General features: G+C 48.9%; 11 protein-coding genes and 1 riboswitch. Of the genes, 10 read left to right on the forward strand and 1 reads right to left on the reverse strand.

All coding sequences use genetic code 11. From position 1 onward, the window contains the following. The first annotated feature begins 5 nt into the window (after positions 1–5). From ACIFO6_RS03245 to ACIFO6_RS03270, 6 genes are all read left to right on the forward strand, one after another. Positions 6–1,157, forward strand: coding sequence for a transglutaminase domain-containing protein (locus tag ACIFO6_RS03245; protein ID WP_430038119.1), 1,152 nt, complete (start codon positions 6–8; stop codon positions 1,155–1,157). Positions 1,158–1,178: 21 nt separating this feature from the next. Next, positions 1,179–3,263 (forward strand): peptidoglycan D,D-transpeptidase FtsI family protein, encoded by a 2,085-nt coding sequence (locus ACIFO6_RS03250; protein WP_430038122.1) that lies wholly within the window; start codon positions 1,179–1,181, stop codon positions 3,261–3,263. Between the two features lie 180 nt (positions 3,264–3,443). Then, positions 3,444–5,522, forward strand: a complete 2,079-nt coding sequence (locus ACIFO6_RS03255; protein ID WP_430038125.1) for a peptidoglycan D,D-transpeptidase FtsI family protein — start codon at positions 3,444–3,446, stop codon at positions 5,520–5,522. 81 nt (positions 5,523–5,603) lie between these two features. Then, positions 5,604–6,353 (forward strand): Cof-type HAD-IIB family hydrolase, encoded by a 750-nt coding sequence (locus ACIFO6_RS03260; protein WP_404519533.1) that lies wholly within the window; start codon positions 5,604–5,606, stop codon positions 6,351–6,353. A 54-nt stretch (positions 6,354–6,407) separates the two neighbouring features. Next, positions 6,408–6,887 (forward strand): DUF456 domain-containing protein, encoded by a 480-nt coding sequence (locus ACIFO6_RS03265; protein ID WP_430038128.1) that lies wholly within the window; start codon positions 6,408–6,410, stop codon positions 6,885–6,887. Positions 6,888–7,018: 131 nt separating this feature from the next. After that, positions 7,019–8,644 (forward strand): putative polysaccharide biosynthesis protein, encoded by a 1,626-nt coding sequence (locus ACIFO6_RS03270; RefSeq protein ID WP_430038130.1) that lies wholly within the window; start codon positions 7,019–7,021, stop codon positions 8,642–8,644. A 28-nt stretch (positions 8,645–8,672) separates the two neighbouring features. Here the strand turns inward: ACIFO6_RS03270 and ACIFO6_RS03275 are convergent, their stop codons facing one another. After that, on the reverse strand, positions 8,673–9,962 hold the full coding sequence (locus ACIFO6_RS03275; RefSeq protein WP_430038131.1) for a DUF2515 family protein: 1,290 nt from the start codon (positions 9,960–9,962) through the stop codon (positions 8,673–8,675). A 219-nt stretch (positions 9,963–10,181) separates the two neighbouring features. Here ACIFO6_RS03275 and ACIFO6_RS03280 point away from each other — a divergent pair, with 219 nt between their 5' ends. From ACIFO6_RS03280 to ACIFO6_RS03295, 4 genes are all read left to right on the forward strand, one after another. Beyond that, positions 10,182–10,526, forward strand: coding sequence for a thioredoxin family protein (locus ACIFO6_RS03280; protein WP_430038134.1), 345 nt, complete (start codon positions 10,182–10,184; stop codon positions 10,524–10,526). Positions 10,527–10,744: 218 nt separating this feature from the next. Continuing rightward, positions 10,745–11,677, forward strand: coding sequence for a COX15/CtaA family protein (locus tag ACIFO6_RS03285; protein WP_430038245.1), 933 nt, complete (start codon positions 10,745–10,747; stop codon positions 11,675–11,677). A gap of 169 nt (positions 11,678–11,846) precedes the next feature. Then, a complete protein-coding gene (locus ACIFO6_RS03290; protein ID WP_430038137.1) occupies positions 11,847–13,613 on the forward strand; it encodes a UbiD family decarboxylase in 1,767 nt (588 codons plus the stop codon). Between the two features lie 55 nt (positions 13,614–13,668). Continuing rightward, positions 13,669–14,388 carry a Cthe_2314 family HEPN domain-containing protein gene (locus ACIFO6_RS03295; protein ID WP_430038139.1) on the forward strand — a complete coding sequence of 240 codons (720 nt, stop codon included), beginning with the start codon at positions 13,669–13,671 and terminating at the stop codon, positions 14,386–14,388. A gap of 131 nt (positions 14,389–14,519) precedes the next feature. Further along, a riboswitch (SAM riboswitch) is annotated at positions 14,520–14,659 on the forward strand. The last annotated feature ends 66 nt before the right edge of the window (positions 14,660–14,725 follow it).

Genomic DNA, 14,725 nt, shown 5'->3' on the forward strand with positions numbered 1-14,725 from the left:
GCATGATGAAACCATCCTGGCTGGAGCCTGTCCTTCATTGGAATGGCGTGACGGTGTTGTTGATCGCTATCGTTCTTGTGTCGTTAATACAGGGCTGGCGGCGGGGAGCTTCCAGATCTGTAGGTGCTCTATTCGGTCTCATTGTGGATGGCATACTGACCGTTGCCGGAATTTTGTGCTCATTAGGGCTGGCTATGTGGCTTTCACCGAAGGTGCAGCAATGGCTGGCCGCTTATATGGAGCATTTGCCACAACGGGGACTGAGCGGAATTGAGCAATTTTATTATACGCTTGTAGCAGGGCTTGAGGGCTTTCCGCTGCTGCGTTTTGCCGTATTGTTCATGCTCAGCTATGCTGTCGCGCAATTTGTGCTGCGTGCGATTTATGTGATGGTAGTGGGTGGCAGATCGGATAACTCTCTACGTGAGCATGAAAACAAATCGGGCCTTTTCAGCAGGCTGGCGGGGGCCGGGATTGGTACCCTCATCGGCGGAGCGCGCGCAGTGATGGTCATAGCCTTGCTGTTTATAGGTGTAAGCTTATACCCAGACAGTGGATTTAGCAGCTATGTCCAAGCTTCACCGATTTATAAACAAGGAGCGCAATCGGTTATTGAACCTTTGTCCGGCACGCTGATTAAGGATAAGCTGCCCGTATTTACGCAGGCTGTCACCAAGGAATTGAACGGCATTTTGCAGCGTAAATATGAAATGATCGACCGGGATATACCGAACGATATTGAGCAGGCCGCGACCAAGATTACAGAGGGGGCAAGCGGCGATGAGCAAAAAGCCAGAGCGTTGTATCAGTGGGTAGGCACGCGTATTAGCTATGATTACGGCAAGGTGGACGCCTATGAGCAGCGTGGTGACTGGCATGAGCAGACTCCCAGAGATACGTTTGATACACGCAAGGGTGTCTGTATTGACTATGCCCGCCTCTATGCGGTGATGGCCCGTTCTCAGGGGCTTCAGGTCAAGGTGGTGACTGGGCTTGGTTACAACGGGCAGGGAGGCTACGGTTCACATGCCTGGAATGAAGTGTACTTGAGTGGGCAGCATCAGTGGGTACCGTTAGACCCGACCTGGGCACAGAATGGAGACTGGTTTAATCCGCCTGGTTTTGCCCAAACACATATCAAGGATAAAGTGATTTAAAAAAGGAGTGGAAAAGGGCACATGAGAAAGATGGACAACGAGCAAGGAAAAGACAACGAGACGTCCGACCGAAAAAGATTCAGCTTCCGGATCAATCTGTTCTTTTTCAGCTCGTTCATTATATTTACGGTCATTATCGTAAGACTGGCGATACTTCAATTTGTGGAGGGCCCTCAGCTTAAGCAGCAGGAGGCCAGTAATGTTACCAAAAATGTACCGCTTACGCCGATTCGCGGAACGATTTACGATTCAACCGGGCAGAACAGGCTGGCATATTCTACACCGGTACAATCGCTGTATATCACGCTTTCCAAGAACTACAGTGATAGTATGGAAAAATTGCGGGATAATGATAAAAAGCTGTTGCCTGAGCTGGAGAAGATGACGCAAAAGCTGGCGAATCGGTTTGCCAAATATGGCGATAAAAACGAGCCCAAAATGACGGCAGCGCAAATTATGGATGCTATGGACCGAAACTATCAACGGTTTAGCGGTTTTACGCCCCGCCTGATTAAAACCAATCTTAATAAAGATGAAGTTGCCTATTTCATGCAGCATAAAAGCGAGTTTCCAGGGTTAGATGTTGTTGAGGAAACTGTACGCCATTATGATCCTGATACGGTGGCTGTCCAAACAGTGGGCTACATTAAAAGCTATAAAAGTGCCCGTGAAACGTTGGATAAATATAAGAATATTCAAAAATCCATGTCAGCTGAAAATGACCCGGGTCTCATTTATATGGATAACGAATCCGTTGGCTTTGACGGATTGGAATTTCAATATCAGGAACAGTTACGAGGGAAAAATGGCTACAAAACGGTCCCGATTGATCCGCGTAATATGCCGGAGGGTGTAGATTCCGTTACTCCTCCGCAGAAGGGAAACAACATTTATTCCACCATTAACAAAGAGATTCAGGTTAAAACAGAAACCGCCATTATGGATCAATTAAGATGGTTGCATTCCCATGCTGTATCTGGCAAGACTCATCCTTATGCCAAAACAGGCTTTGCTGTAGCCATGGAAGTGGATACTGGTAATGTGGTAGCGATGGCCAGTATGCCGGATTATGATGCGAACTATTGGCAAACCGGAAATATATCATCAGATAACTACAAGAAAATTCAAAATGTATATTTGAATGGTACTATACGCTCCTTCGGCTCCGGTCAATCGGGTCAACATCCAGAGTCGGTTGTATTGCTCGGTTCCACGATCAAACCGCTATCTGTGTTGGTGGGCTTAGAGGAAGGTCTATTCAGTACATCGTCCTATTATCAGGATACGGGTGCTGCTTATTTTGGACGTAACAATTCGTCTCGGGTACGTAACTCTTCGGGTCATGTGTATGGCGGACTGGACCCGGCATCTGCTATTCGACATTCCTCGAATGCATTCATGGTCGATATGGTAGGCAAAAGACTATACAACAAATACATTAATAATGCCAAGGAAGATCAAGGTGTGAATGTATGGGACCGTTACATGAAGGAGTTTGGACTAGGTGTGTCAACGGGGGTAGATTTGCCAATGGAATATCCTGGGTTAAGAGAGTATGGACCTAGAAGCAAGGAGTCGTCACTGTCCAAGTTGGCGTATGCTTCTTTTGGTCAGCAAGGGAAATATACAACGCTCCAGCTTGCACAATATACAGCCGTGTTGGCTACCAAGGGCAAACGAATGGAGCCACATTTGGTCAGTCAAATTAAAGATACCAATGGAAATGTAGTCCAAACGATTAAGCCGAAGGTGCTGAATGAAGTGAAATTCCCGGATGCTTACTGGAATGAAGTCATACGCGGGATGGCTACAGATGTCAGTGCATTTAAGGGTTTCCCGTATGACTTCGCCCGCAAAACAGGTACATCTCAGCAAAGCGTAGGCGGAACACTGAAGGATAACGGGGTATTCATTGCCTTTGCACCACGAAAGAATCCCAAGCTGGCTGTAGCAGTCATTATTCCCGAAGGAGGTTTTGGCGCGACGAGCGCTGGACCTGTGGCGCGTAAAATTTTCGATGCCTACGACGAAGTGTACGGTCTGGACGGTGTACCGAAGAAAAAGGATGCTACAGCATCTGATCCCAATGCAGTCAAACAGCCATAATATAGTACTACGTAACAATTCATTAAAGCTTCTCTCGGCCTTTGTGCTAAGAGGAGCTTTTTTTATGATCTTTATCCGTTTTCTTACAAAATTGTAACCACCAAATTCATCATTATTTCCCGCTATTATGGTAGGATCAGGGATATGATAACCCGGTGAAAGGAGTAATGACCTGCTAATATGGACAGAGGCAGTTTGGATAAGAAGTTTTCATTCAAAAAGAAAAGCCATGAAGAAAATGAAGAGGCACAAAAAAAGCGGACGGTTTTTCGGACTAATCTTCTTTTTTTCAGTGTTTTTGTGTTATTTGCCATTATCTTTACCAGACTAGCGGTCTTACAGTTTGTGCAATCGGCAGAACTGAAGGAGCAGCAGCAATCCGTAAATACGAAAAATGTCCCGTTAGCCCCGAGACGCGGCACGATTTATGACTCTTCGGGTCTCGTCAAGCTGGCGTATTCTACTCCGGTACAGTCGCTGTATGTGACCTTACCCAAGGATTATAGCAAACGAGCAGAAAAAGACCGTAAGCCGGGAAAAAAGCTGCTCCCCGAGTTTAATGCTTTTGCTGAAAAGCTTGCTGTCAAGCTGAATGAGTTAGGAAGTACAGAGGGCGAGCAACTTGATGTAGAGAAAATTAAGGAACGGCTGGACAAGGACTACACTCAATACAGGGGCTTTACTCCGCGCCTGGTCAAATCTGACTTGAATCGGGAGGAAATCGCATATTTTTTGGAGCATCGGCAGGAGTTCCCCGGGATTGAGGTTGTTGAAGAAAGTGTGCGCCATTATGACCCGGATCGGGTGGGGGTGCAAACGATTGGATATATGTACAAGTTCAAAGGAGCGCGAACCAATCGGCCAAAGTACAAGGAGCAATATGAAGCCAATTCGGAGGTCCAAAGACCCGAACAGGTTTACTCGGAAAGTGAGACCGTCGGATATGATGGCTTGGAGCTTCAGTATCAGGATGAGCTGAGAGGAAAAAACGGCTATAAAACGGTAGAGGTAAATCCGCGCAGCATGCCGGAAGGCATAGAATCCATTACTCCTCCGAAAAAAGGATACCATCTGTATTCCACCATTAACAAGGAAATTCAGCAAAAAACGGAACAAGCGATTGTTGATCAGCTTCGTTGGCTTCATACCCATCCGGTATCGGGTAAGCTCCACGGCGATGCCACTACCGGCTTCGCTGTAGCGATGGAGGTCGAGACAGGGAATGTCGTAGCGATGGCCAGTATGCCGGACTATGACTCCAATGTATGGAAAACGGGAAGTACATCGCCTTCGGTATATGACGAAATTCAGCATAAAATGGGGAACGGAACGATTAAATCCGTACCTAGTGGAAAAGCGGGTCCGCATCCAGAATCTTCGGTGCTGCTGGGTTCAACCATTAAACCCCTAACCGTGCTGATCGGGTTGAAGGAACACTTATTTTCTCCGGGACAAACTTATCTCGATACGGGGAGCGCATACTATGGTAAAAATCGATCCAGTCGGGTCGGTAATTCGAGTGGACATGTATATGGTCCTCTGACACCTAGCAAGGCAATCGAGTTTTCGTCGAATACTTTCATGGTGGATATGATCGGCAAGCCGCTGTATGACAAATACGGAAGTAATGCAGGGATGCATCAGGGGATTGATGTATGGGACAAGTATATGAAGGCATTTGGATTAGGCGTACCGACTGAAGTCGATCTGCCAGGCGAGTGGGCAGGCAGGCTTGAGTATACGAGCAAGTATGAAAGTGCGCTGACACGCTTGGTACAGGCTTCCTTTGGTCAACAGGGGAAATACACGGCGATGCAGCTTGCCCAGTATACAACCGTGCTGGCAACGAAGGGCAAGCGTATGCAGCCGCATTTGGCCAGTAAAATTGTAGATGATCAGGGCAACCTCGTGCGTGAGTTCAAGCCCAAGGTGCTGAATGAGGTCGCTTTTTCAGATACGTACTGGAATACAGTGATTCGCGGTATGGCTACGGATGTTAAAGCATTTAACGGGTTTCCGTATGATTATGCCCGTAAAACGGGGACTTCCCAGCAGGTGGTGGGACGTGCGGTTAAAGATAACGGGGTGTTTATTGCTTTTGCTCCGCGTCAAAATCCGAAGCTGGCCGTAGCAGTCATTATTCCTGAAGGGGGCTTTGGCTCGACGAGCGCTGGACCTGTGGCACGTAAAATATTTGACGCTTATGACGAGGTTTACGGGTTGGATGGTACACCAAAAAAGCCACAGGCAGCGAAGTGAGGACTTGATTCTTTTGTGGGCTTCTCTTTTTCATGGTAAAATGTCGTTGGACATAAGGGACATACAGGAGGAAGAGAACCCATGGGAGAAAACCAATATAAATACAAGCTGCTTGCGCTCGACATGGATGGAACTTTATTGAACGACAATCATGAAATTACGCTGGAAACGATCAACTGGATTAACAAGGCGATTCAAGAGGGGATTCACGTGTGCTTGTCTACCGGACGGGCGGCGATGCATGCTTTGCCTTACGGGCAACAGCTCGGTCTGGATACGCCTATGGTAACGGTAAACGGCAGCGAGGTATGGAAATCCCCGCATGAACTGTGGCGCCGTTATTTGCTTGATAAGGAGCTAGTTCGGGAAATGCACCGGATTGCTGTAGAAACCGGGTCCTGGTTCTGGGCATACTCCACTGAGGAATTATTTAACAGAGATCGTTGGCCAGATACATTGGATACACAGGAATGGCTTAAATTCGGTTATAATACGGAAAATGACGAAATTCGTCATCAAATTTTGCTCAAGCTTCAGGACATGGGTGGACTTGAAATTTCCAATTCATCCATGACGAACTTGGAAATCAACCCGGCTGGTATATCGAAGGCCAGTGGGATTGCTGAAGTATGCGATTTGCTTGGAATTACAATGGAACAGGTAGTCGCTGTGGGTGATAGTTTGAATGATTTGGCTGTGATTCAAGCGGTTGGACTGGGTGTTGCGATGGGTAATGCACAGGATACGGTAAAAGAAGCGGCTGATCTGGTCGTAGCTTCGAACAATGAAGATGGCATCGTTGAAGTTATCCGCGATTATGTACTTGTCTAAGAGAACGAATGATGAAGCATATGGGATAATTATTGGACGAGAAGGAGGGAGCCAATGGACATTGTAGGCTGGATTATTATCGTTGCGCTGTTCATTGTTGGCATGGCCGGGGCGGTATACCCCGTATTGCCAGGGGCGCTCGCCATCTATTTTGCATTTTTTGTGTACGGCTGGTTTTTCTCGTTTGCTCCATATAATGTATGGTTTTGGATCATACAGACACTAATAGTAGTTGCACTATTTGTTGCAGATTATGCCGTCACTGCGTGGGGGGTCAAACGATTTGGCGGCTCGCGTCTGTCCACGATCCTTAGTACCATCGGCATTATTATCGGCCCTTTTGTGATTCCGGCATTTGGTCTGATTTTAGGGCCGTTTATTGGCGCTGTGCTGGGTGAACTAATGAGCAAGGCCCCGCTGGATCGAGCGATTAAAGTGGGCTTTGGTTCTGTATTAGGGCTGTTTACCAGCACCGTGATGAAAGTAATTTTACAGCTTGTCATGATTCTTGTATTCTTGATTTGGGTGTTCTAGCTTAACATCCTATGTTTGTGATTTGCAGAGACAGAATCGACATGCGGCTCCGCACCGGTGATGGCTCAGGCCATGACTGCTTTGCGGAGCTTTTGCATGCGTGTCAACAGCAAGAAAGAAGGGAACGCATTTTGTCCAATAAAGAAACATTTCTAAGAGGCACGCTTATTTTGGCCGCTGCTGCGCTGGTGGCGAGAGTGCTGGGTCTGGTGCAACGTGTTCCGTTAGAGCATCTGCTCGGTTCTGTGGGGAACGCCTCGTTTACGATTGCGAACAATGCTTATTTGATGTTGCTCACGGTGGCTACAGCAGGTATTCCAAGCACGTTGAGCAAAATGGTCTCAGAACGCTACGCGCTGAATCGGCCTTCGGAAGCACGACGTGTGTACCATGCGGCGTTGCTGTTTGCCGCGGCGGCGGGCATTATCATTACGGTGGTGCTATATTTTGGTGCGCCTTATTTTGCCGAGAAAGTGGCAGGGGTTCCGCAGTCGGCTTTGGCTATTCAGGCATTGGCACCAGCCTTGCTGCTGTTTCCTGCCATTGCCATGATGCGTGGGTACTTCCAAGGGCGCGGTAACATGACCGCGGGCGGTATTTCACAAATTGTGGAGCAAGTCGCACGGGTGGCTACTGCAATTTTACTCGCTTTTATTATTTTGAAGCTCGGTTATGGAGATCGCGAGGTTGCGGCCGGGGCATCCTTCGGGGGGGTCATGGGAAGCTTTGGCGCACTGGCAGTCATGCTGTATTACACGGTGAAAATGCGTCGCCAGGATCGACAAGAGCAATTCCAGGAGGAAAGCTCCGCACTGCCGATGATGCGCATTTACAAAGACATTTTTACGCTGTCTATTCCAATTGTATTGTCTTCTTTGACGGTTCCGGCCGTTAACTTTATTGATACGTCGATTGTGGTTAGACTGCTGTCCGTCCAAATCGGCTTGGAACAGGCGACCACCCAGTTGGGTTATTTGGGAGCACGTGCTCAGAGTGTGGCGGGGATTCCGCCGATTTTGGCTATCGCGCTCAGTCAATCGCTCATTCCGATCATTTCGGCGGCCTTTGCCCGCAAGGATGAACAGCATTTGCAAAATCAGATGACGCTGGCCTTGCGGATCTCTATTTTGACCGGAATGCCGATTGTGCTGGCCTTGTGTGTAACCGCCTATTCCATCAATGGTTTACTGTTTAGCTCGCTTGGAGGCAGCGGGATTATCGCTGTTCTGACACTTGGAACGATATTCCAGATCACGATGATGACCTCCAACTCCATATTGATCGGTATGGGCAAACCACGTATTTCAATGGTTAATGTTATAGTCGGTATCGTGGTTAAGCTTGTGGCGAGCTGGCTGTTGGCTGGCTGGCTTGGAATTTACGGCATCATTGCCGCAACCGGATTATGTTTCCTCGTGATTACGCTACTGAATTTGCGTGTGCTTAAAGGCATCGTATCCTTCTCCATCATGGGCCGTCGCTGGGCAGGCTTTCTGACCGCAGTCGTGCTCTCGGGAGTCATTGGATATGGTGTGAATGAGGCTTGTATTCTGCTGGTTCATATCATGCCTGCACGTGTGGCCTTCTTCATCGCATGCTGTATTGCCGGGGCGGCTGTACTGGTATGCTATCTGGTGCTGTTGGTCCTACTACGCGTACTGCGTCGGGACGAGCTGGGTAACTACCCGCGTGTGCTGCAAAAGGTACTGCGTCCACTGATGCGTCTCCAGCGTGAGTCTACAGGGCAACGAGGCTAAAAGAAGTATAGGCAGCCCTCCAGCTTTTTTAGTGAAAAGGCCGCAGGCTGGCATGAACGTCATGGGCCATCGCTGTTTTTTGGATGCCATGGCGGTGCTCATGCCGCATGGCAAATAACAGCGGTCGCTTGGGTTCGCTGAGATGCCCAAGCGTGGATCCGCCCTGAAACCAGTCGTAACGGGGGATCGGATCATAAGCGGTATCCGACCAGACGGCGTTCAGCTCGGGGCTGTACAGGCGTTGTCCTTGTGGCAGCCATTCATGCGCCAGGAGCGCTGCACTCTCTTCAGGGGAGCGCAGCGCTTTTTGTTTGTCCGGAGTGAACAGTCCCGGCCAATAGTCTCTGCGTGAGCCAGTGTGGGGCACGCTGGTAGCGAATGCTGTTACTTGGTCCAGTACCTGCTGGTGTCCGAACAGCGTGGCATACAGGCTTTTACCAAAGCCAATCCGTTCATCCAGATGGCCAAAGCGCTCCATTACAAGTCCGGCGAGCCCCCCGTTTAGTCCGAGTGGAAATATGATCTGATTCAACTGGAGCCAATCGTGCAAATAAAAGCCCCGCTTGTGCGTCACAAATTTTTGGAAATACGGATCTTTCACCACCCGGCCTTCAATATAGTTTTGTTCATTGATGATCAGGGCTACGCTTAAGAGAGAGCTGTCCCGCCAAGCCCAGAAACGTTCCCAGAAGGGTCTCATGAATGGTGATACATGGAAATGGGGCAGCAAATGGAAGCAGCTTCGGCCCAGATGACGGCTGTGCATGTATAGTTGCAGCTGCGGGTAGGCGTCCTGAAAAATAAGGGCATTGCAGCGCTCCAGCAGCCGATATAACCATTCCTTTTCCTGTTCGCCGAACAGACTGTCGATCAGCCCCCCCTTCAAATCGGTCATGTTATAGCCACCATTGCGAGAAACCAGGTGAGCCAGCAGCGCCCAATGTAACTCGGGATAGCCATGATAGCACTCCAGGTAAGCGGCTGTACGGGTGATGTTGCTACGATTTTCCTGTGCCGTATCGTTCTTGATCCGCTCGACCAGCTCGCAGTCCGTTTCACATAAGGGCATATTCAGAGAAGAGGGACGGGATGCAGGTCCATTCACCAGCATCAGCGCCTCGGCTTCATCCATGGCGGCCTGTGCAGTATGGTAATCCCACGGTAGCTCACGTAGCGGATAGCGCAGCTTGCGGGACTCGGTCCAGGCCGCCCGCGTGCCTTCCCATGCTTCCTCCGCAGCACGTGGTACGGAACCGAGCAGCTTTAGCCCACCATGAAGCTGACGTGATGCCACATGGAACCATTCGGTGAGAGACATACTTGATAACCTCCTTTCAATGATGAGAACACTCCGTACCCGTTAAGTATACGGGGATGCTCTAAGTGTGTTCTTAAGTTATATGATTAGTATGTCTCGATGGCAGGGCTTCCAATCGGTGATACGGGAATAATAGGGGAGTGTGCAAAAGCGCCGCTTGGCGTTACAATAGGGAGCACAAACTCTTGTATACAAACAGAATTCAAGGAGGAATTATCCATGCAAAAGATCGTCTCTCATGAAGACTTTAATAAGGCAATATCCGCTTCTGGCGTAACGGTGGCTGTGTTTAAGGCGGACTGGTGTGGGGATTGTCATTTCATTGATCCGTTCATGCCTGATGTGGAACAGGAATATGCAGACAAGCTTACATTCATTGAGATTGATGTAGAGCAGGCGGAGAGCGTTAGCCAGGAGCAAAATGTACTGGGTATTCCCAGCTTTATCGCTTACAGTGAAGGCCGCGAGCTGGTGCGTCTGGTGAACAGATTGCGTAAATCCCGTGAGGAAATTGAGCAGTTTTTGGACCGGGCTGTGGAAGTACACGCCAGCTTGGCTAAATAATTGATGTTCTGCATGGCATAAGGGTTTCGAGGGGAATTGTATTCATAAGGGCATTTCAGAGAGCCGCTTCCTTCCAAAGGGGGCGGCTCTCTAACGGGACACGTTCACATTTTGTCAACAAAGCGCGTATGTCAAGGAACGATATATCAGTTATAATTATTTTAAGTGATCATTTCACAACATATAACGATAATAAATATTTTATCTGGAAGGATATGGTGAGCTCGTTGAACAACAAAATTAGAATATTAAAGTGGCTTGCACTCGTAACATGTATTGTCATGTTTTTGGCTACCTTTGGCGGAGGTGTCGTGACGCGGACCGATTCGGGACTGGGTTGCGGTCGGGAGTTCCCGCTTTGTAATGGTAAGCTGGTTCCGGCACATACGGTCGCATCCATTATTGAGTTTACTCACCGCTCCGTCAGCACGATGGCCGGGCTGCTTTCTATCGCCTCTTTTGTTGGCTTTCTGCTGTATATGAAGCATCGGAAGGATTTGCAGCTGTTCTCGTTGTTGACGCTACTATTTGTCATTATACAAGGAGCGATGGGGGCTTTAGCTGTGGTCTTTTCCCAATCCGCTCCGGTCATGGCGCTGCATTTTGGCTTTGCCCTGATCGCCTTTGCCAGCGCGACTATGATGACATTGGGAGCCTGGAAGGAGCATGCGGATTCGCGCTTCAACCCGCGTTTGCCCACCGTGCCTGTCAACCGGGGCTATCGTAATTTTATATGGTTGTCGACGATCTATACGTATATTGCGGTATACTCGGGCGCACTGCTCAGTCACTCGGTCATTCAAAAAGTTGTAAATCTCGGCGGTATCATATCTCCGTTGTTGCTTCACCAGCTTACATCTGGATTGCTGTTTGTGGTCATTTTGGCCGTGGGGCACTATTCTTATCGCTATCACCCTAATCATCGGGATATTCGTGTACTGGGTGTCGTTGCGGTGGCATTGATTATGCTTCAGGTCGTTATTGGCATTAGCCTGTTGTACGTCACCAGACCGGAAATTTACATGTTTGTGGTACTGGCACACATGCTGGCCATTGCAACGCTGTTCTCCATCTTGTGCTACATGAGCTACCGTGTGTGGCAATTGTCACCGGACCGCAACATCGTTCGGACACACACACAGCGTACCTAAGCAATTCGTTTGTGATGAACGAAGCTGTGATGAATGCAACGGATATTTTGCCCAAGAGGCGCTTAAGCACGTATAATAGCATATAAGGATTTTGCAAAATCCGGTATAAGAAACAAACCTGGCCCGCGAGTTACTCGAGGGCTTGATTTGCTTAGGAGGAATCGTCCAGTTGATCTACCAGAATTTGCGTCAATTTATTGAAGCGCTGCGTAAAGAAAATAATCTTCAAATTATAGAAGCACCCGTCGATCCTTATTTGGAGCTGGCCGAGATTCATCGGAGAGTTATTGAGGAAGAGGGACCGGCATTGCTGTTCACCAATGTAAAAGGTACCCCGTTCCCTGTAGCCAGCAATCTGTTTGGCACAAACCGTCGTGTGGACATGGCCTTTGGCCCTCGCCCGGAGCAATTGATGGATGCGATTGTAGGGGCGACCAAAACTTTGCTTCCACCCACACCCAAGGCTTTGTGGAATGAACGTGGGCTGATTAAGGACATGCTAAAAGTAGGGCTGAAAACGGTATCTCATAGCGAGGCTCCTATATTGGGAGTTCGCCGTACGGATGCTCCGCTGGCTCCACTCCCAAGAGTGACGAGCTGGCAGGACGACGGGGGGCCGTTTATCACGCTTCCGCTCGTATATACCGAGAAGCCGGGTCAGTCCAAGGATCATAATTTGGGCATGTATCGTATCCAGATTTATGATGATCAGACGACCGGGATTCACTGGCAAATTCATAAGGGCGGCGGCTTTCATTATCATGAAGCTGAGCTGCGTAATGAGCCGTTGCCGACAACCGTTATTATCGGCGGGCCACCAGCCCTGATTGCGTCCGCGATTGCTCCGGCACCGGAAAATCTGCCTGAGCTGCTGCTTGCCTCGCTCATTATGGGCGGCAAGCTGCCGATGACGGAGGACCCGCTCGGCGGTCACCGGATTCCGGCAGAGGCCGAATTTGCGATCAGTGGCTATGTGCCACCTCACGAACGTCGCCCGGAAGGGCCGTTTGGCGATCATTTTGGCTACTACTCCTTGCAGCATGATTTCCCTGTATTTCATGTCAAGCATATGCACCACCGCAAGGATGCCATTTATCCAGCGACCATTGTAGGTAAACCACGGCAGGAGGATTACTATCTCGGAGAATTTTTACAACGTCTGCTGTCACCTGCCTATCCGCTTGTGATGCCTTCCGTCAAGTCGCTGTGGGCATACGCAGAAACGGGCGTACATGCATTGGCAGCGGCAGTTGTGCGTGAAAGCTATTCCCGTGAAGCGCTGGTCTCAGGCTTTACCATTTTGGGACAGGGCCAATTGTCGTTAACCAAATTTCTGATGCTCACGGATCGGGTGATTGATTTATCCGACTTTAACCTGCTGCTGGAAACCATTCTGGAGAGATTTAATCCAGCGACAGATTTGTTTATTTTCAATCATACGTCTCACGATACACTTGATTACACGGGCCGTAAGCTGAATCATGGCAGTAAAGCGATCCTGATGGGTGTAGGTGAGCCTATACGTGAGCTGCCCCGCGCCTATGAAGGAGGCGACCTGCCGAGTATTCGCGAGATTGAGCCGTATTGCGGAGGCTGTCTCGTCGTATCCGGTGCGTCCTTTGAGCAGGAGCCTGAGCTGGCTGCGCGGGTGCTGGAGCGTTTGGCTGCGGGTGAGCAGGAATGGCCGCTTGTCTTTATTGTAGATGATGCCAAGGAAGTCGTTCGCTCACAAGCATCATTCCTGTGGACGGTGTTTACGCGATTTAACCCGGCTACGGATATGTATGCAGACAGCGAGGTGCGTTTGCATCATCTGAACTACAAGCTGCCGATTGTGGTGGATGCACGCATGAAGCCGGGCTACCCGGATGAAGTGCTGCCGCGCGAGGATATTGTTAAGCTTGTAGACCAACGGTGGACGAGTTATTTCGCTTGACGCCCTCTAACCAACCCAACAACCGGATTTTACATTCATAAAAGGAGGCGTGAGCATGATACGCAAGCTGCTAGGCGAGCCGCCGCGTGTGGATAAGGGCATCCTGCTGGATGCAATGAACAGCATGTCAGACATGCTAAAAGTGCTGGAGCGGCATATTCAGGCCAGCGGAGATCCGACTCATGATTTTCGCAAGGCGGATATTTTGACACGCGGCCTGATGTCATCTTTGGATGAGCTGGAGCAGAGCCATCATGCTGCCGCCTTTTTCCGAACGAAAGTGAAGGCCGGATATGCCGAGGATATGAGCGTTGATGAAAAATCGGATTACGCGCTGTACGTATTCTTTTATAAGGATGGGTTTGTGAGGGTATTTTCCATTTTGGATAAGCTCGGGAATTGGCTTAATGATCTGTATGATCTGAAAACAGGCGAGTATAAGCCGCATTATTCTTATTTTACCGTGCTGCGGCAATTCAGGTATTTGAAGATGCATCCTATAATGACCGACAATCTGAATGATATTAAGGATTCATATACCAGTGCCATTAATCGGCTGCGCAAGCGGCGTAACACGGAAATACACTATATGAATACGGAAATGCAGGATGATCTCTGGCAACGGCATCGTGCTTTGTATGGCAAGATACAACTGGAGGATTTGGATCATCATCTGGAGGATTTAAAGCAAGGTCTGGAGATGGTGATCCGTTCCTTGGCAACTGCCTTTCGTTATACGGTGAAACAATGGGAGAACCGGGAAGCTCGCCCATAATTATGTGAGAAAATATCCTTTGACAAAGCTATGTAAACTATCTATACTGAAATCTAGTTTCAGAAAAACGCTTGAATTATGATTTTAAATATAAACTTAACGGACAGCTAAAGCTGGAGTTTAACATATTTTTCTTATCCAGAGAGGTGGAGGGACTGGCCCGATGAAGCCCGGCAACCCGTTCTTTCCCGGTGTAACGCACCGGGAGGGGACATGATGGTGCTAATTCCTACAAAACCGCTAGAGTTATAGCGATTTTGGCAGATGAGAAAAGGTTCGCATAGCGGGGCCCTTTTCATTCTGTGAAAGGGGCTCTTTTTGTACCATCATAGAGATG

Origin of the sequence: Paenibacillus sp. NRS-1781 (assembly GCF_050467745.1) — a bacterium.
GTDB lineage: Bacteria > Bacillota > Bacilli > Paenibacillales > Paenibacillaceae > Paenibacillus > Paenibacillus terrae_A.